The following is an 18,808-nucleotide window of genomic DNA, read 5'->3' on the forward strand; positions in this document are numbered from 1 at the left end:
AACTGTGACTACACCGGACCGTAAAAGCGTTACCGTAGACATCTACGGAACTTCCTATAAACTTGTTGGCAATAGCAGTGATTACACTAGACAGGTAGCGAACTATGTGGATGACCGCATGCGCACCATATCCAAGGCACATTCCAGGCTCGATACCCCGCGCATTGCCGTCCTGGCCGCAGTACATATGGCTGAAGAAGCTTTACAGAAGCTGGAGTATCAGAATGAAGCCAAACAGATGACGGCCGAGCGCAATGAACTGCGTACGGAGCTTGCCAAGGTGCAAGGGCTTCAAATCGAGCAGCAGGAGAGACACCGGCAGCAGCTGGAACAGCTGGAGCAAAGGCTGGCGGAGCAGTCTTCCTTAGCTGAGAAGTACAGAATTTCCACTGAGAATTTAACGAGTGAGTCAGAGCGAACCAAAGAGCTGCTCCAGAAGGAATCGAGCCGGGTGGAGGAGCTGCTGAAGGAGAAGCAGCAGCTTGAAGCACGTCTTAAGGAACAGCGGGAGAAGCTGGAGGGCGGTCATAAGCAGGCGATTGAAGATATGAAACGCCGTTATGAAGGGCAAATTTCGCAGTTGACGGGCACCCACAAGCAAGCGCTGGATAAGTTGGAGCAGACTCATCGGGCAGCAGTGAAACAGGCCGAAGAGAAGCAGGCTGAACAATTGAAGAAGCTGGAGAGCTCCCATAAACAAGAGGCGCTCCAGAAGGAGCAGCAGCACTCGAAGACCGTTCAGGATTGGGAACAGAAGTATACGAAGTCTATGCAGGATCTGAAGCAGGAGCACGCGAAAAGTGCGCAGGAGTTAGAGCAGCGGCACGGAGCAACCGTTCAGGATCTGGAGAAGCAGCTCTCGGAGCAGCGCAATCGCGGAGGGCAGCTGCAGTCGCGATTGTCGACCACGGAGAAGGAACTGACTGCCGCTAAAGCGGAGTCCGTGAAACTGAAGGAAGAGCTGCAGCTGTCCAAACAGCAGGGGGATGCCTCTCAGCAGGAATTGCGATCCTTCCGGACGAAGGCGGAAGGACTCGCGAAGGAGCTTGAGGGACTGAAGCAGGAATCCGGCAAATCGGAGGAAGAGCGTCGCCGTCTCCAGAAGTTAGTGGTGGATGCGAATCAGACTTCACGCAAGCAGCAGGAAGAGCTGCAGCGTCTTAGCGGTGAGCTTCAATCCTGGCGTACCCTGGCTGATCAGCGTAAAGAGGAAACAGGCGAGCTGGAGATGAGAATTGTTGAGCTGATGGAAGCGAACGAGAGCCTGGAAGAAGGAATGAAGGGGCTTCAGGATGAAATCCACGTCATGAAGGATGAGGCTGACCGGTCTATTTCCGAGCGCAGAACGGCTCAAGAGGAACTGAAGGAGCTGCAGCTTCGCTATGAAGAGCTGGAGAAACTCAGCGAGGAAGCGGGGATTCGAGAGGAAGAGACAAGCAAACTGTACGCTATGCTGGAAGAAGAATACGATACAGTGTCGAATCAGCTCGAGGAGCTTCGCAAAAAAGCGGCTGCAAGTGAAGAGCATGGACGTGAGCTTGCAGAGCAGTTAAGAGATTCGGAGGAGCGAGCCGCGCACTGGCAGAACCAATACCAGCAATGGATGGAGGAGCGGGAGCAGCTTGCCGCTGACCGTGAGAAGCTGGCTGCAGAGCGGGATGAGTGGAGACGCACGCAGCTCTCTCTTGAAGAAGAGCTCCAGTCCTGGCAGCAGGAAATTGCCTCTGCACGTCAAGCCTGTGAACGTCTGGAAGGCGAGAAGAGTGAAGCCACGCAGCAGTATTCCGATCTTGGTGAGCAGTACGAACTGGTCATGCATCAATACCAGCTGCTGCTGGCAGAACAGGAACTGAAGGCGGAGCAGTCAGCGCTGCTTGAAGAAGAACATCGTAAATTAAAGGAAGAGTATGCTAAGCTCCAAGTTGAATATAACGAGTGGATCGAGTTGATTGAGCAGGATCAGCGTTAGGCCATGGTGAAGATTTGAACCTGAAAAAACCTCCGAATCAGCAGAGGCAACTCTGGCGATCCGGAGGTTTTATTAGGATGCTCTATTCTTCAATGATGATTTTGGAGATCATTTTGCTGTGACCGGCTCCGCACATAATGGAGCAGGAAACTTCAAATTCTCCAGCTTTGTCGGGTGTAACAACTTTGCTGTTATTGTTGCGGTCAAGCTGAAGGCCAAGCGCCGGAATCATGACGCCGTGGTTGCCGTCTTCATTCTCGTAAGAAATTTTCACGGGCACTCCCTTTTTCAGATGATATTCTTCCTGGTCGAATTGGAAGTTGGATCCCTTTATAACGAGCTCTGCTTCAGGCGCCACGCCGGTATCCGAAATTCCGGAATTTCCTTGGGTTGCCTCCTGATCTTGGCCGCAAGCAGCCAATACAAAAAGGAGCATACATGAAACAAGTAGTGCTATGCCTTTTTTCACTATAATCTCTCCTGACTATGAAATAATGGTGAATTTATTTTTTCCAATCTTTATCATAGCGCAGAAAAAGAGATTATGCACAGCGGTGTTATGAAAAATTAGTGAACGTGAAGCGTTTGCAACGAAGGTTATGGATTACGATATAATGTAGGGGAAGCCTGAGTATAGGGAGATAAGGACTTCTGCGGCCATAATGGACAACCCCCTGTTCATATAAGCAACAGGGGGTTGTTGTGGGAGATGTAGTGGAATGAGCCGCAGGAAACGATTCATTCAGGAATAAGGGACTGAGGAACAGACCTCCAACAGAGTCGGATGACTTTGCCTCTTATTCCTTGTGGCTTTTGCCTGCTTCATACGGTGTGGAAATCGGAATGAACAGATCGATGATCCCGATGACCAGTGCTGCAAGCAGCGCACCCAGTATGGAGACGGTGACGCCCCCGACAATGAACTGAGCGAGGTAAATCACAAGCGCACTCACAAGGAAGCCCACGATTCCGCGTCCAAACGGCGTGACTTTTTTGCCGAAGATGCCCTCGATTGCCCAGCCGAAGAGGGCGATGACGAGTGCAAGCAGCAGGGCACTTCCGAATCCGCCGACGGAGAATTGAGGGACAATCCATCCGACAACCATAAGAACGAGCGCGGCAACGATAAATCGAACGACATGCCCGAGAAATTGCATGGTACCTGCCTCCTTAGAATAAGACTGGAATGTTACGCAGAATTTATTTTGTTCAATAGGGCCGCAGGTTATGTGTGGAAGGTTTTTGGATTCCATGGCGAATTCCCTCGGCATTCGATATAATATAGGCATTGATTGAGAGGAGTTGTGAACTTCTTGAACGACAAGATTTTGCAAACTTTAGAATACCGGAAAATTTTAAATACATTAACACAATACACGCAAACATCCATGGGGAATTTGAGAGCCGAGGCGTTAAAGCCTGAAACTGAGCTGGAAGCTGTAAAGGATCTGCTGGCGGCAACCGATCAGGCATATACGGTAGACCGGCTCAAGGGTAATCCATCTTTCCGCGGTATAACGGATATTAACGATGCCTTGAAACGCGCGAGAATTGGAGGCACGTTGAGCCCCCACGAATTGTTAGCCACATCGAACACGATTCACGGGTCACGCCGTATCAAGCGGTTTATCGCAGCCCTTCATGAGGATGAGCAGATTGAAATTCTGTTTAATCTTAGCGATCTTATCTCGGAGCAGAAGCCGCTGGAGGATGCGATTCGGCTCTGCATTGACGATGCGGCTGAGGTTCTGGATTCGGCGAGTGCAGAGCTTTCGCAGATCCGCCGCGAGCTTCGGGGCGGGGAGGTCCGGATTCGGGAGAAGCTCGAATCCATGATTCGTTCGCAATCGGTGGCCAAGATGCTGCAGGACCAGCTGATTACGATTCGCGGAGATCGTTTTGTCATACCCGTTAAAGCGGAATACCGGTCGCATTTCGGCGGAATCGTACATGATCAGTCAGGATCGGGTGCCACGCTGTTTATCGAGCCGGAGTCCATTGTGGCCATGAATAACAAGCTTCGCGAGACCCGGATGCGGGAAGAGCGGGAAATCGAAGTGATTCTGCAGAAGCTGACTGCCCAGGTGGGTGAGCAGGCTGATTTGCTGTCCATGGACTTGGATTTGATCGGACAGCTTGATTTTATATTTGCCAAGGCACGTTTGGCTCATGTGATGAGGGCGTCTCTGCCGCGAATGAATGACAGAGGATACATTAAGCTGCGCAAGGGCCGACATCCGCTTATTCCGATGGACCAGGTTGTACCGCTTGATGTGGAATTGGGCAATACCTATACGTCCATCATTGTCACGGGTCCGAATACCGGCGGTAAGACGGTCACACTCAAAACAATCGGTTTGCTAAACCTGATGGCGATGTCCGGACTGTTTATTCCTGCCGAGGAAGGCAGCCAGATGTGTGTATTCGATGCGATTTATGCGGATATTGGCGACGAGCAGAGCATTGAGCAGAGCCTTAGTACCTTCTCGAGCCATATGACCAATATTATCCGGATACTGGGTCAGATGACGCAGAAGAGTCTGGTGCTCCTTGATGAAGTAGGAGCAGGTACGGATCCGGCTGAGGGCTCCGCTCTGGCGATTTCCATTCTGGAGCATATCCACCGCATGGGCTGCCGAATGATTGCGACCACGCACTATTCAGAGCTCAAGGCTTATGCCTACGAACGCAAAGGCGTTATTAACGCCAGCATGGAGTTCGATATCAACACCCTAAGTCCGACTTACCGGCTTCTGGTTGGTGTGCCTGGACGCAGTAATGCGTTTGCTATTGCAGAACGTCTCGGTCTGCCAGGATCCATTCTTGAGTTTGCCCGCGGTGAAGTGAAGGAAGAAGATCAACGGGTGGAGCATATGATTGCTTCCCTTGAAGAGAATCGGCACACTGCTGAAATGGAGCGTGAGAAGGCAGAGCAGGTCCGCAAGGAAATGGAGGAACTGCGTGTCCGTCATGAGCACGAGCTTCAGAAGCTGGAAGAGCAGAAGGACAAACTCGTTGATAAAGCTCGCATGGAAGCGAGACAGATCGTGGATAAGGCGCGAAGCGAGGCGGAGGAGATCATTTCGGATCTGCGCAAGATTGCTCTGGAGGAAGGGGCTTCTGTTAAAGAGCATAAGCTGATTGCGGCTAGAAAACGTCTGGATGATGCCGAGCCGCAGCAGGGCAAGAAAACAGGAGGCCAGCGCTCGGCTAAGCAGCAGCGCAGTATCGAACCTGGCGACGAGGTTCGGGTATTCAGCCTGAATCAGAAGGGCCATGTTGTGGAAATGACTGGCTCCAAGGAAGCGGTCGTACAGCTTGGCATTATGAAGATGAAGGTCGCCCTGGATGATCTGGAGTTATTGTCGAATCCGGCGGCGAATGCCAAGCAAGCACCGAAACAGCATGCGACGATCCTGAAGCGGACTCGTGATGCCAACATTCGCAATGAACTGGATCTAAGAGGAGCGAACCTGGAAGAAGCGCTGATCGAGGTTGATCGTTTTATTGATGAGGCTTTTCTCGGTAACCTTGGTCAGATTTCCATCATCCATGGCAAGGGAACCGGTATTTTGCGGACCGGAATCCAGGATTATCTGCGTAAGCATAAACATGTGAAGAGCCATCGTTTGGGCAATTACGGCGAAGGCGGCAATGGCGTAACGATTGCCGAGTTGAAATAAAGGAAGCCAGAAATCAGGAACCGTTTTCTCCTTCAGTTCGTATAACATATCATCTGGGTTTAGAACAACGGGATGCGAAAGGTGCCGCATCCCGTTTATATCGGGGAGGAACATAGGGTAATGACGGAAGCGATTGATCATTTGCTGACCCATCCGCTGGGTGTGCTAATCGGCTATTTCTCGGTTGCGATACTGGCACTTATCGTTTACTTGTATTGCTTTGAACTGGTTACGAAGTACAATTGCTGGGATGAAATACGCAAGGGAAACGTAGCTGCAGCGATGGTGACCGGCGGTAAAGTCTTTGGTATATGCAACGTTATGCGGTATAGCATCACGGCCAATACGTCCATTTACGGCATGATTAAATGGTCGTTCTTTGGGTTTATCCTGCTGTTATTGGCTTATCTGCTGCTTGAATTCTTGACGCCGGTTTTCTCGGTTGATGAAGAGATTGGCAAGGATAATCGCGCAGTAGGTTTGATCGTACTTCTTATCACCGTATCTTTATCTTACATTATTGGAGCGAGTATCACTTAAGAGCTTCGGGAGGAAAAGGACGATGAAATATTTACCGCGGATATTGTTTGCGGCCGCTTTGATTTTTTTTGTGTCAGGTATTGTATACTTAATGTCTCAATAAAAACAACTATACAGGGCCTGCAAGGCCGTTTGAATAAGAAAGGAATGAATACCTATGGAACCGACGGTTTGTCCATGGTGCCAAAGTGAGATTGTATGGGATGAGGAGATTGGTCCAGAGGAAACCTGTCCTCACTGTGCTAACGAACTGAAGGGCTACCGTACATTGAATATCGCATTGGAAGGCGAGGATGCAGAAGCCGATCAAGAGGAACTGGATGAGGATTATGAAGCAACCGAGGAGGAAGCTGTTGATCTTCAGCGTATATGGGGGTCGGAGAACGAATCGTTGTCATCGCTGCGAACTGTGGATAAATACGGGGAGGATCATGATTTGTTTGCATTCGAGGAGACCGTGGAAGCGATCCTGGATGAACAAGATGAAGTACCGGAGTGTTTGCATTGCAGAGAATACATGCTCCATGCAGGTACCCAGCACGTGAGCGGGGAAGGCTTCCAGCCGGTTAACGCGGCTTTGATCCGTGGACCTATTCTGCAGCCGCCATATGAATTGAACGTATACGTATGCCCAGGATGCTTCCATGTACAGTACAACCTGGCCGAGAACGACCGACTTCGGATGATTAAGAGCTTTATCCATAAAAAGGAATAGAGTCCGCGGATAGGCGCTGTTTGGCGTCTCACGGCAATTCAAGGGAACTGCATGCTGCAGTTTCCTTTTTTTTGTTCATGAAGTGGAGGAGTGAAGGGTAAAATACCCTGGACTTCAAGTGCGAGAGCAAGGGAGGGAACTGTATATGAAGTTGACAAAGGACCCCCAGGCCATGCTTCTGCTATCGGTTCATGGTTTGTTTATTCTATCGAGCGCATTGTCGGGTACATTCCTCAATGTTTACCTCTGGAAGAGCCGTCAGGATTACACCATGCTCGGATGGTTTACTATTGCCCAGCAGGTCGCATTGGGCCTGACATTCTGGGCAGCAGGCAAGTGGGTGAAGGAACATAACAAAATGAACGCACTTCGTCTGGGGATTGCGGTGTCCGGACTATTTTATCTATGCGTGCTGTGGGCAGGCCGGGATGCGGTCCATTATATCTGGCCTCTTGGCCTGCTGTTCGGCGTATCCCTGGGCTTATTCTGGCTGGCCTTCAATGTGGTTTATTTCGAGATATCGAATGCAGAGAATCGGGATTGGTTTAATGGCTGGATCGGACTTCTTGGCTCTGTGACAGGAATCATAGGACCATGGTTGGCAGGCTGGGTGATCACATGGATGCACGGGGACGAGGGCTATCGACTTATTTTTACCGTGTCGTTGGTCATATTCGCGGCGGCTGTAGTGCTTAGCTTTTTTCTGCGAAAAAGGCCTGTACAGAATGACTATAATTGGCTGGAAGGCCTGAGACGCTTGAAGGAGGGCGGTGTGTGGAAATATGCGGTTTGGGGCTTGGCTGTACAGGGAATGCGGGAAGGCGTATTTTCCTTTCTCATCACATTGCTTGTGTTCGTGGCTACGGATCAGGAATCCAAGCTGGGTCAATTCGCATTGATCACTTCTGCGGTCTCGTTGGTGAGTTATTGGGCCTGCGGCAAATGGTTCAAGCCTCAATTCCGCAAAATCGGTATGCTGGTGGGGGCCGTACTCATGCTGCTGGTTATTCTGCCGTTATTGCTGGCCGTTAATTATACTACGCTGCTGGTCCTTGGAATCGGTACCTCCTTGTTTATTCCGCTGTATATGATGCCGGCCATATCGGTTAGCTTTGATCTGATGGGATTGAATCAAGAAAATGTGGAGAAGCGGGTGGAACTGGTTGTACTGCGGGAGCTCAGTCTGACCCTGGGCAGAATTACGGGGCTGCTGGTATTTATTCTGGTGTTGTCGATCAACCAGGACACCTTAACCATAACACTACTCTTGCTGTTCCTGGGGGCATCCCCGATCGGATCATGGCTGTTCATGCGGAGGTTATTCCCTTCCAAGGAACAAGTAACCTGATCGCTTGATCAGGGATGAGGGTGTGGGAATCCAGAACGGCACACTTCATGAACCACGCCACCACATTACACATGCGAAGAGGGTATCTCCAGGGCACGCTGGCAGGCCCTAAATGGAGTTACCCTCTTTATTCTAAATTATCTTCAGGTCAATCGGACGTGTTAAGGAGAACCATTTCAATTCCTCGGGCTCACGACCGGCAATCGTCTCAGCCAGCAAATCGGCAGCAATCATGCTGTAAACCGTTCCATTGCCTCCGTACACCTCGATAAAGTAACTGTGCGGATATTTGGGGTGCTTGCCAATCAGGGGAATGCCATCCTTGGTTGAGGCGAACACACCAGCCCAGCTGCAGGCAATTCTTAAGTCAGCCAGATGGGGAAAAAGCTGCTGTATCTCGTCCAATAGCCTCCGGCCTCTGACCTCGGCGTACTTTTCAGGCTTACCTGAAGGAGGAAGCGCTTCGTCCAAGCCCCCGGCAATGATCCGCTGATCCGGCGTTGTGCGGAAATAGAGATAGGGGCGATTCGTTTCCCACAAGAAAGATCGTTCATGCCATGAGGACAGATCGGCGACAGGTTCCGTGAGAATGGCGTAGGTGTTTAGCAGTTCAGCGTTATGATCCGGTTTCCATTCCTGAATAGTATACCCTGTGGCCCAGATTACTTTTTGGGCCAGAACGCTCCCCTGATCTGTAATTACGGTGACGTCGCTGTCCGTGTACCGGGTGTCCGTCACTTCACTGTTTTCGTATATCCGAAGCCCATCCTGACTGGCATCCTGCAGAAGATGATGTCCGAGGCGGTAGGGATCTACTTCGGCGTCACCATGCGTATAGATGGCTGCTTCTTTCGAAAATGGAAAATGAGCCTTTATATCATCGCGGTTCCAATACTCCACGTCAAAGCCTCTTCGTTTCAGCAGATCATATTCATGCCGAAGCATGCCCACGTCTTGGGGAGTACTGGCATAATAAAGGCTGCTCCGGGGAATCAGGCCGGAGTCTCTGGAGAGGCTGTTTGCGATATCGGTAAGCCTGCGAACCGCATGGCTGCACATTTTGTAGAAGGAAGTGCCGCGATGGTCATCAAACTGACGAATCAGATCCGTCAGGGTACAATCGTTCGAAAATTGCAATAGCCCCGTATTGGCAGAGGTGCTGCCTCCACAGACGCGTCTTTTTTCCAGCAGAATGGTGTCCACGCCCTGCTTGTTCAGGACGTAGGCCATCAGTGCACCACTAATGCCTCCGCCAATGACGAGAACATCACACTTCATCTGCTCGGTAAGTGGAGGGTATTTCTTTACGGGTTCGGTATTTAAAAACTTCCATGGTGTTGTTCCGCCTGTCAGCAACATGACCCTATACCTCCTCATATCACAACCATTTTAGTTTGGACGTTCATTCTGTATTTCATGACAGCCTACAACATAGATTTCTGTAAAGGTGGCATACTAGTTCCTGTGCAATCTAAATGGAAAGGGGAATTAACCCGTATGACACCGAATCAACAATTACAGCCTCTAACCTCTAAAGAATTGGATTATATTGCGGACTGCATCTCCAACGAGACGATGCTGGCCAAGCATTGCGCTGCAACAGCGGCAGCCAGTCAGAATCCGGCCATTCAGCAAGCGCTCCTTGGATTCGTAAGCCGGCATGAACAGCATTTGGATACTTTGGTGAACTCTCTGCAGAGCCACATCCAAGTCGCACCGACCCAACCTCAATAAGTGATGCCCTTTGTAGCGGAGAAGTTAAATTGTTAAAGGAGGAACTACCTATGGCAACAACAAACGGATCTTCATTCCTGCCGGAACAAGATATGCTGGACCCTATCCTGGGCGAGCTGAAACGGACCGTTCGAGAGTACACGACAGCAACGACAGAGTCCTCTTGTCCTGTTGTCCGTCAGATGTTTACGGATTTAACCGCAGATACGCTGAAGCTTCAGGGTGAGTTTTACACGATGATGAAGCAGCAGAACATGTATACGTCGGGCCCATACGCATTGAAATATGATGTGGACAAGCAGCATAAGCAAGCACAGCAGTCCATACAGAAGGCCCATGATACCATTAATCAGAAGACTGCAGGCATGGGTACTTTCTCACATAGTCCCAATGTTGCCAGCCATGCAACAAACGTACCGCCTACATCTTATATGTAACCCACTATTCCATTGCTAACTCAACTATGAAGCCGATCGCATTCGCAGCACCCGCTGCAGGCATGCATCGGTTTTTTTCTTTTGCACATCCCGTGTAAGTTATTGTAATATAAGTATTAATCTCTGTTCCGAAGAACCTGAGGATGGATTATGAACGGTTATTCGGAATAAGTGCTGGAGGATACGTATATGGAAGAGCTAAGCGAATTGAAACTGAAGGTGCTTGACCTGCTGAAAGAGGACGCGAGAAGATCGCCAGCTCTGCTCTCTACTCTTCTGGGTGTAGATGAGGAAGAAGTAAAGACCTCCATTGCGGAGCTTGAACGAGATCACGTGATCGTTAAGTATGCGACCGTTGTCAATTGGGGCAAGGTTGAGGACGAGAAGGTAACGGCGCTGATCGAGGTTCAAATTACACCTGAGCGCGGCAGAGGCTTTGAAGGAATTGCAGAACGGATTTATTTGTTTCCTCAAGTGAAATCGGTCTATCTTATGTCTGGAGCCTACGATCTGCTGGTCGAGGTGGAAGGCGCGAGTTTGCGTGAAGTGGCTAATTTTGTTTCTGAGAAACTGTCGCCTATTGATTCGGTATTATCGACCAAAACGAATTTCATTTTGAAAAAATATAAACAAGACGGGATTATTTTTGAAGAACGTCAAGAAGACAATCGTCTCCTGATCTCGCCGTAAAGGAAGCGTGTGCTATGATTTTGAACGAACAGCAGCTTGCAGAAAATAACAGGAAATCGATGAGCTCCTATTTGGCGCCAAGTGTCAGGGATATTCAACCATCCGGAATTCGAAAATTTTTCGATCTTGTCAGCGGAAATAAAGATATTATTACGCTTGGAGTTGGCGAGCCTGATTTTGTAACACCGTGGCATGTAAGGGAAGCTTGCGTATACTCTCTGGAGAGAGGCTTTACAGGGTATACATCAAATGCCGGTATGCCCGAGCTGCGGGAGGCCATTGCGGAGTATCTGAATGACAGCTTCCAAGTCACTTACAATCCGGCTAATGAAATCATCGTTACCGTAGGCGGCAGTGAAGCGATCGATCTGGCCCTGCGTGCCTTGATTGTTCCCGGCGATGAAATCCTCATTCCCGAGCCTTGCTACATCTCATACTCGCCGATTGCTTCAATCGGCGGCGGGGTGCCGGTTGGCATTGAAACCACGGCCGAACATCAATTTAAGCTGACGGCAGAGGCGCTGGAAGCGCAAATCACACCCAAATCCAAGATCCTGATTCTATGTTATCCGAGCAATCCGACAGGGGCGATCATGACCTATGAGGATTGGCTTCCTATTGCGGAAGTCGTGGAAAAGCACGATTTGATTGTGATCTCCGATGAAATTTATGCTGAGCTTACGTACGAAGGCAAGCATGTCAGCTTTGCTTCTATGCCGGGCATGATGGACCGCACCATATTGGTGAGCGGCTTCTCGAAGGCATTTGCTATGACGGGCTGGCGTATGGGGTATGTGTGCGCTCATACGGATCTCATTGCCGCCATGCTGAAGATTCACCAATATACGGTGATGTGCGCACCAGCCATGGGGCAAGTCGCTGCGCTGGAAGCATTGCGTAATGGCTTGGGGGAGAAGGATCGAATGGTTGAATCGTATAACCAGCGGCGCCGGCTCGTTGTTCAGGGGCTGCGTGAGATTGGTCTCGATTGTCATGAACCCCAAGGAGCATTCTATGCATTCCCAAGCATTAAGGGAACCGGCCTGTCCTCGGATGAGTTCGCTCAGCGATTGTTGACGGATGCAAAAGTGGCTGCTGTGCCCGGTACTGCTTTCGGTCTGGGCGGTGAGGGATTTATTCGCTGTTCCTATGCTACATCCATTGCCCAACTGAATGAAGCCATCGAGAGAATGGGCAATTTTGTGGAAAAAATAAAATAGACAAGGAAATCGTTGAACAATTTCCTTGAATTAACAAAAATTTCACTTTTCATCAGTAGAAAATATGTTATAATTTTATTTTGGGGGCAGAATTTTACTTTCCAAGGAGGGATCACCAGTGTTTTGTGATTATGAATTGTCAAACTACCGTGGTGACTTTACGGCTGAAGACAATAATCACGGTAAATGGTCAATTAAATCAGCCAAATCCACTCCTCAGGAAATTACCTTGGAAGACGAAATTCACATGCTTCGCCGGAAGATGGAACAGATTTTTTTGGAAGAGCAGTCCTTTACCTCGGAGATCGTTATCGAAATCAGCAGTTTGCTGGATTTGAAGATCAATGAATATATGAAAGCTCATCCCAAAAAGAAACTATAAATGAACTATAGTCATCAAATAAAACAAGGCTGTTCCTGAGTGAAGATCCCTCAAGGAGCAGCCTTGTTTGTATATGATTCTTCTCTAAGTGATATGAGAATACTCTCCTGAAATGATGGAGGGACTTGTGCAGACGGTTTACAGTGGGAGCGCTATCCGAATTATGCTATAGTGGAGCATAAATAGGGGAACCAAGTGTTCGTTGAAGTGATAGAATGCTGAATGGAGGAAGATGTGATGAAGGTTTACACAAGAACAGGAGATGCCGGAGAGACCTCGATTATTGGCGGCCGGGTGCCCAAGGATGATCCACGTATCGAAGCTTACGGCACCATAGATGAATTAAACAGTTTTGTTGGCCAGGCCGTCTTTCTGGCGCAGGAGGTGGATTTTGATGAGCTGTATCTTCAGCTTATGCGAATTCAGCACGAACTGTTTGATTGCGGGTCCGACCTGGCGTATGCGAGACCTCGCGAGGATAAGCTTAAGGTAAGTGCAGAGCTTGTCGATAATCTGGAGACCTGGCTTGATGCATTTGAAGAAAAAAATCCACCGCTCGAACGCTTTATATTACCGGGTGGAAGTGCGCTGTCATCTTCGCTTCATGTATGCCGCACGGTATGCCGCCGTGCTGAGCGGCTGACCGTTACGCTGCAGCGAACCACCGAGATCAACCCGGAGGTCCGCCGCTACCTGAACCGGTTATCCGATTATTTCTTTGTCACTGCACGGGCAGCCAACGCGTTTTCAGGAATCAAGGATGTTGAATATGAGCGCAGCGGGAAGGTGTTCCGTTAATCCATGGATTTGTATTATCCGCCAATCAGCTATGTCGTGTCTGAACGTGAAGATGGCATGCTGCTCAAGACTATTATGCAAAAACGAATGGGGGTATCCCGCAAGCTGATTTCTCGTCTCAAGTTGACGGAGCAGGGCATTATGCTGAACGGAACCCGCGTATATATAAGTGCTAAAGTGCAGACCGGCGATATAATTGAGATTCGTATGGAGCAGGAACGATCAGACGACATGCTGCCTCAGCCGATGGAGCTGGATATTCTGTATGAGGACGGGCATTTGCTCGTGCTGAACAAACCTGCTGGGATCATTGTTCATCCCACAAAGGGACATTACACGGATACATTGGCAAACGGAGTTGTTCACTATTGGCTGGAGCAGGGCTGGAATTATCGGTTCCGGGCTGTTCACAGGCTGGATCAGGAGACTTCAGGCGTGCTGGTTGTTGCCAAGAATCCCTATGTGCACCAGCATGTCTCAGAACAGATGATAGCCGGCACCGTAGACAAGAGGTATATTGCGCTTGTTCATGGCACGCCAGCTTCACGGTCCGGTGATATTGAGGGGCCGATTGATCGGGATCCTCTAGAGCCGCATCGCCGGATCGTCACACCTGGAGGATACCCTTCTCTTACACGGTACAAGGTGTGCGAAACCTTTAAGTCCGCCTCCATGGTTGAGTTGAAGCTGGAGACGGGAAGGACACATCAAATTCGGGTACACATGCTGAGCATAGGATGTCCCTTAATTGGAGACCGGATGTATCGACATCCGGTTTATGACACACGGGTACAGAGAAATGACCAGGTCCAAACGATTGCACCGGAGGCAGCTTTAAATGGGGTCGTCCCCCGCACAGAGCTGGAAGCTGCCTCAATTCAAGAGCTGGACAGCAGCATTGGCAGGCAGGCGCTGCACGCAGCAAGCCTGACGCTGGTTCACCCGATTGAGGGAAGAACCATGGTGTTCAGTGCACCGCTGCCAGAAGATATGAAGTCCCTTAAGGCAGGTCTTGCACAAGAAGAAACCCCGGAGGGCGCTTCAATACATCATAACAACGAAGGAGAACTTAACGTATGAGCCAACTGAAAGTATATCAGTACCCGAAATGCGGAACATGTCGTAACGCTGTGAAATGGCTGCAGAATGAGGGGCACGAGCTGGAGCTTCAGAATATTTTTGAACAACCCCCGGAGAATGAAGAATTAGCTGATCTGATCGCGAAGAGCGGCCTGGAGTTGAAGAAATTTTTCAATACGAGCGGGGAAGTGTATAAGGAAATGAACCTGAAGGACAAGCTGCCGGATCTTTCCGATGAGGAGAAGATCGAACTGTTGTCCGCAAATGGAAGGCTGATTAAGCGTCCAATCGTTACTGACGGGAGAAAGGTTACCGTCGGGTTTAAACCGGAGTTATATCAGGAGGCATGGCAGAAGTAGAGTCGCGTCCGATGGACTGCACCCGGTGCCGGATTCGTCGTCAAAAGAGTGAAAAGCGGAGCGTCCTTGCGGTCATTGGCCCAGGGGACGCTTTTTCATTTATTTTACAAGAGTGGGGCCATAGCTAATCCGCAGTATGGAGGGGTGACTGGGTGCTGTGAAGCTGTGAATGGTCTGTGACAGGAAATTCAAAGAAATCCCTGTGGCAAGCCCAAGTCCTTACATGGATATGGTATAATGGCAGGGTGTATTTTTAAGAAATACCAGAGAAGTTAAAGTTAGGAGCGATCATTACCGTGATACCCAATCAACAACCATCCTTACTGCTTGTAGACGGGATGGCTTTATTGTTTCGAGCGTACTATGCAACTGCCTCCAGCGGTTATATCCGCCGTACCAAGGCAGGAATTCCAACCAACGCGATTTATGGCTTCTTGCGGTATATGTGGGATGCTATCGATAAATTTCAGCCAACCCATGTAGCATGCTGCTGGGATATGGGCTCGAAAACGTTCCGTACAGAGCAGTTCGCCTCATACAAAGGGAATCGTCCGGAGGCACCGGATGATCTGATCCCTCAGTTCTCGCTAGTTCGTGATGTGACAGAATGCCTCGGAATTCCGAACCTGGGTGTCGTGGGTTATGAAGCCGATGATTGTATCGGAACGTTGGCCAGACGATACAGTGATCATATGAATGTCATGATCCTGTCGGGTGACCACGATTTGCTGCAGCTCGTAAGCGATTCGACTTCCGTTATTATCATGAAAAAGGGTCATGGCAATTACATGCACTATACACCGGAAACGCTTTATGCTGAAAAAGGTCTTACACCAAGACAGGTCATCGATGTAAAGGGACTTATGGGAGATACCAGCGACAATTACCCTGGTGTACGCGGAATTGGCGAGAAAACAGCCCTCAAGCTGATTCAGGAGTATGAATCTGTTGAAGGGATACTTGAGAATCTGGAATCGCTGGCAAAAGGGGTCCGGACCAAGATTGAAGCCGATTTGGAAATGCTGCATCTGTCCCGGGCTTTGGCCGAAATCCATTGTGAGGTTCCAATGGAATGTGAGCTGGATTTATGCCTTTTGAATGTTGATCACGAACGTGCACTAACCAAGCTGGAAGAGCTTGAGATGAAGAGCCTTGGTCATCTGTTTGGGGTGGCGGTGGTCTCCTAGCCATGAGCGGTAGAACCATAATCGGAGGAAAAGCATGCATAACCTGGGTTCTGCTCGGGGTCATGCTCTTCTTGTCGGCATGCAGCTCGAGTCAGACTCCTTCCAAGGAAGCATCTCCAGAGCCCACAGGGGATGAGAAGAAGGTCGAGGTCATCATCTCTGCAGCAGCAAGTCTCAAAGCTAGCTTGGAAGAGGCAGGACAACGGTTTGAAGCAGAGCATCCGAATGTTACACTGCGTTACAATTTTGGCGGTTCCGGCGCTCTGGGTCAGCAAATGGAGCAGGGGGCGCCTGTCGATTTATTCGTATCCGCAGCGGCAGAGCCCATGGAGCGATTGGTTGAGAAGGGAATTGTGAAATCCGAAGCTGTTCAGTTGATGTTTCGGAATTCGCTTGTACTGGTAGTCCCTGCGGGTAATAAAAACATCAAGCAGCTAACGGATCTGCTCAAACCGGACATTCGTGTTCTGGCTATTGGACAGCCGGACACGGTACCAGCCGGCGAATACGCCAAGGAGACTCTCCAGCATGAAGGTTTATGGGAGGATCTTGAGTCCAAGGCCGTATATGCCAAGGACGTTACAGCGGTGCTGGCTTATGTGGAGTCGGGGAATGCGGATGCCGGTTTTGTATACAAAACCGATCTGAAGAATTCCGCCAAGGCCGTGCTGGCGCTTGAGGTGGATCCGGACAAGCACCAACCAATCGAGTATCCGGGGGCGGTTCTAACAGATGCCAAGCATCCGCAGGAGGCCAAAGAGCTCCTTGAATTTATGAAAACTCCCGAGGTTAGGGACATCTTCACAACGGCTGGATTCGAGGTTGTGGAGGAGTCGCCGTGACCGAAGCGGAAGTGTTCTGGATGCCGGTATGGCTGTCGATAAAAACCTCACTGCTGTCCAGCATCATTGCATTTATACTGGGATCAACGGCAGCACGCTGGATGGCCCGGCGCTCGTTTGTTGGCAAGACAGCGGTGGAAACGGTACTGATGCTTCCGCTTGTGCTCCCACCCACGGTGGTTGGCTTTCTTTTGCTGGTCTTATTGGGGAGAAATAGCTGGATCGGTGCCGCCGCAGAGTGGCTTTTTGCCAAGCCCATTATTTTTAGCTGGGGGGCTGCGGTGATTGCGGCCATTGTGGTTTCATTTCCGCTTGTATATCAGAGCATGCGGGTTGGCTTCGAATCCGTGGATCCGGAGCTTGAGGATTCTGCGCGCTCGGCTGGAGCCGGGGAATGGCAGGTACTTCGCTGGATTACGCTGCCGCTCGTCCGCAGGGCGGCGATTTCAGCGTTCATTCTTGCTTTTGCCAGGGGATTAGGCGAATTTGGCGCAACCTGGATGGTTGCTGGCAATATTCCGGGCGTTACGCAAACGCTGCCCACGGCGATTTACGTGGCGGTAAGCAATGGCGAGAGTCAGCTTGCCTGGGCGTGGACGGCCGTCATCATTTTGTTCTCCTGGCTCTTGCTCGCGGCTTCGGGAACAGGCAGAAGACGCGAAGGAAGCGGGCGGACTTGACGGGAGCACAATGTTTACATATGCTTCGAATAGAGCTAGTCAACAACTAAACAGAGACAAGGCACAGCACATCGTGGAGAGGATGGAAGAATGCATGAGTTTACTTGGAGCAATTGAAGCAGGAGGAACCAAGTTCGTTTGCGGCGTGGGCACGGAGGATGGAACGGTAGTAGAGCGTGTGAGCTTTCCGACAACAACCCCTGAAGAAACCATGGCAAACGTCTTTAACTTTTTTGCTGACAAGGATATAGAGGCGATTGGAGTCGGTTCATTCGGACCGATTGACCCGGTGAAGGGCAGCCCGACCTATGGCTGCATTACGACAACACCGAAGCCGCATTGGAGCAATTACAATATCGTGAAGGCGTTGAAGGAACGCTTTGATGTTCCTATAGGATTCGATACAGATGTAAACGGTGCAGCTCTCGGTGAGTATACCTGGGGAGCGGCTCAGGGACTGGACAGCTGTCTTTATATTACGATTGGTACTGGAGTAGGGGCAGGCGCAGTGGTTTCAGGCGAACTGATCCATGGTCTGTCACATCCGGAGATGGGACATATTTATGTGCGCCGCCACCCGGAAGACCAGTATGAAGGAACTTGCCCTTACCATGCAGACTGTTTGGAGGGTCTTGCAGCTGGTCCATCGCTCAGCAAACGCTGGGGAGTTCCAGGGGTAGAATTGACACCGGATCATCCAGCCTGGGAGATGGAAGCCCATTATCTGGCTCAAGCGCTGATGAATTATGTGCTGATCTTGTCCCCGCAGCGAATCGTGATGGGCGGAGGCGTCATGAAGCAGGAGCAGCTGTTCCCGCTGATACGTACGAAGCTCCAGGAGCTGCTGGCGGGATATGTCCAGCATCCAAGCCTTCATGATGCCATTGATCAATTCATCGTACCTCCAATGCTGGGAGATAACGCAGGTCTTTGCGGTGCCTTGGCACTGGCCAAGCTGGCGGTGGATGAAGCGTAGAGCGTTCAAGCGTAACGCTTTATTTCTTGTAAACCATGAGTGAAAAAACCTGTTGGATTACGTTACAAAATATGGTATTATAGTTTCAACAGTATAATCGTATGGAACGGGAAGCACCTTTCTTGACGCTGCGGCGGAGGAGAGGTGCTTTTTTTGTGTTGTCCTATC

20 protein-coding genes are annotated in these 18,808 nt (G+C 50.1%); 17 read left to right on the forward strand and 3 right to left on the reverse strand.

Going from position 1 to position 18,808, the window contains the following annotated elements; genetic code table 11:
* Positions 1-4 precede the first annotated feature (4 nt).
* Positions 5-1,969, forward strand: a complete 1,965-nt coding sequence (zapA, locus tag WDY75_RS07255; protein ID WP_063480431.1) for a cell division protein ZapA — start codon at positions 5-7, stop codon at positions 1,967-1,969.
* Positions 1,970-2,051: 82 nt separating this feature from the next.
* On the opposite strand, the gene WDY75_RS07260 is transcribed toward zapA, so the two are convergent.
* Both WDY75_RS07260 and WDY75_RS07265 read right to left on the reverse strand, forming a co-directional pair.
* A complete protein-coding gene (locus WDY75_RS07260) occupies positions 2,052-2,438 on the reverse strand; it encodes a cytochrome c oxidase subunit II (RefSeq protein WP_006212228.1) in 387 nt (128 codons plus the stop codon).
* Between the two features lie 328 nt (positions 2,439-2,766).
* Positions 2,767-3,126, reverse strand: coding sequence for a phage holin family protein (locus WDY75_RS07265; RefSeq protein WP_006212227.1), 360 nt, complete (start codon positions 3,124-3,126; stop codon positions 2,767-2,769).
* A gap of 156 nt (positions 3,127-3,282) precedes the next feature.
* On the opposite strand from WDY75_RS07265, the gene WDY75_RS07270 reads away from it, so the two are divergent.
* From WDY75_RS07270 to WDY75_RS07285, 4 genes are all read left to right on the forward strand, one after another.
* Complete coding sequence (locus WDY75_RS07270; RefSeq protein ID WP_006212226.1) at positions 3,283-5,652, forward strand: endonuclease MutS2; 2,370 nt, start codon at positions 3,283-3,285, stop codon at positions 5,650-5,652.
* A 120-nt stretch (positions 5,653-5,772) separates the two neighbouring features.
* On the forward strand, positions 5,773-6,192 hold the full coding sequence (locus tag WDY75_RS07275) for a DUF350 domain-containing protein (protein WP_006212224.1): 420 nt from the start codon (positions 5,773-5,775) through the stop codon (positions 6,190-6,192).
* 157 nt (positions 6,193-6,349) lie between these two features.
* Positions 6,350-6,907, forward strand: coding sequence for a hypothetical protein (locus tag WDY75_RS07280; RefSeq protein ID WP_006212223.1), 558 nt, complete (start codon positions 6,350-6,352; stop codon positions 6,905-6,907).
* Positions 6,908-7,052: 145 nt separating this feature from the next.
* Positions 7,053-8,255, forward strand: coding sequence for an MFS transporter (locus WDY75_RS07285; RefSeq protein ID WP_063480430.1), 1,203 nt, complete (start codon positions 7,053-7,055; stop codon positions 8,253-8,255).
* A 132-nt stretch (positions 8,256-8,387) separates the two neighbouring features.
* On the opposite strand, the gene WDY75_RS07290 is transcribed toward WDY75_RS07285, so the two are convergent.
* A complete protein-coding gene (locus tag WDY75_RS07290) occupies positions 8,388-9,614 on the reverse strand; it encodes an NAD(P)/FAD-dependent oxidoreductase (protein WP_063480429.1) in 1,227 nt (408 codons plus the stop codon).
* Between the two features lie 138 nt (positions 9,615-9,752).
* Between WDY75_RS07290 and WDY75_RS07295 the strand changes: the two genes are divergently transcribed.
* From WDY75_RS07295 to WDY75_RS07350, 12 genes are all read left to right on the forward strand, one after another.
* Positions 9,753-9,989, forward strand: a complete 237-nt coding sequence (locus WDY75_RS07295) for a hypothetical protein (RefSeq protein ID WP_006212220.1) — start codon at positions 9,753-9,755, stop codon at positions 9,987-9,989.
* Between the two features lie 50 nt (positions 9,990-10,039).
* The gene (locus tag WDY75_RS07300; protein ID WP_006212219.1) at positions 10,040-10,426 is read left to right on the forward strand and encodes a spore coat protein; all 387 of its coding nucleotides are present in this window, start codon (positions 10,040-10,042) and stop codon (positions 10,424-10,426) included.
* A gap of 189 nt (positions 10,427-10,615) precedes the next feature.
* The gene (locus WDY75_RS07305) at positions 10,616-11,116 is read left to right on the forward strand and encodes an Lrp/AsnC family transcriptional regulator (protein WP_006212218.1); all 501 of its coding nucleotides are present in this window, start codon (positions 10,616-10,618) and stop codon (positions 11,114-11,116) included.
* Between the two features lie 14 nt (positions 11,117-11,130).
* A complete protein-coding gene (locus WDY75_RS07310) occupies positions 11,131-12,336 on the forward strand; it encodes an aminotransferase class I/II-fold pyridoxal phosphate-dependent enzyme (protein ID WP_063480428.1) in 1,206 nt (401 codons plus the stop codon).
* Between the two features lie 118 nt (positions 12,337-12,454).
* Positions 12,455-12,718, forward strand: coding sequence for an aspartyl-phosphate phosphatase Spo0E family protein (locus WDY75_RS07315; protein WP_006212217.1), 264 nt, complete (start codon positions 12,455-12,457; stop codon positions 12,716-12,718).
* A 237-nt stretch (positions 12,719-12,955) separates the two neighbouring features.
* Positions 12,956-13,516 (forward strand): cob(I)yrinic acid a,c-diamide adenosyltransferase, encoded by a 561-nt coding sequence (locus WDY75_RS07320; protein ID WP_006212216.1) that lies wholly within the window; start codon positions 12,956-12,958, stop codon positions 13,514-13,516.
* A 3-nt stretch (positions 13,517-13,519) separates the two neighbouring features.
* The gene (locus WDY75_RS07325) at positions 13,520-14,596 is read left to right on the forward strand and encodes an RluA family pseudouridine synthase (protein ID WP_006212215.1); all 1,077 of its coding nucleotides are present in this window, start codon (positions 13,520-13,522) and stop codon (positions 14,594-14,596) included.
* The gene (locus WDY75_RS07330) at positions 14,593-14,955 is read left to right on the forward strand and encodes an arsenate reductase family protein (protein WP_063480427.1); all 363 of its coding nucleotides are present in this window, start codon (positions 14,593-14,595) and stop codon (positions 14,953-14,955) included. The genes WDY75_RS07325 and WDY75_RS07330 overlap by 4 nt, the downstream gene beginning before the upstream one ends.
* A gap of 338 nt (positions 14,956-15,293) precedes the next feature.
* Positions 15,294-16,142, forward strand: a complete 849-nt coding sequence (locus WDY75_RS07335) for a 5'-3' exonuclease H3TH domain-containing protein (RefSeq protein WP_152826688.1) — start codon at positions 15,294-15,296, stop codon at positions 16,140-16,142.
* Between the two features lie 2 nt (positions 16,143-16,144).
* Positions 16,145-16,984, forward strand: coding sequence for a molybdate ABC transporter substrate-binding protein (gene modA, locus WDY75_RS07340; protein WP_063480426.1), 840 nt, complete (start codon positions 16,145-16,147; stop codon positions 16,982-16,984).
* Positions 16,981-17,664 (forward strand): molybdate ABC transporter permease subunit, encoded by a 684-nt coding sequence (gene modB / locus WDY75_RS07345; protein ID WP_231888247.1) that lies wholly within the window; start codon positions 16,981-16,983, stop codon positions 17,662-17,664. The genes modA and modB overlap by 4 nt, the downstream gene beginning before the upstream one ends.
* Before the next feature lie 94 nt (positions 17,665-17,758).
* On the forward strand, positions 17,759-18,640 hold the full coding sequence (locus tag WDY75_RS07350; RefSeq protein ID WP_051449184.1) for an ROK family protein: 882 nt from the start codon (positions 17,759-17,761) through the stop codon (positions 18,638-18,640).
* Positions 18,641-18,808: the final 168 nt, after the last annotated feature.

Origin of the sequence: Paenibacillus glucanolyticus, assembly GCF_037333485.1 — a bacterium.
Classification (GTDB): Bacteria; Bacillota; Bacilli; order Paenibacillales; family Paenibacillaceae; genus Paenibacillus_AQ; species Paenibacillus_AQ glucanolyticus.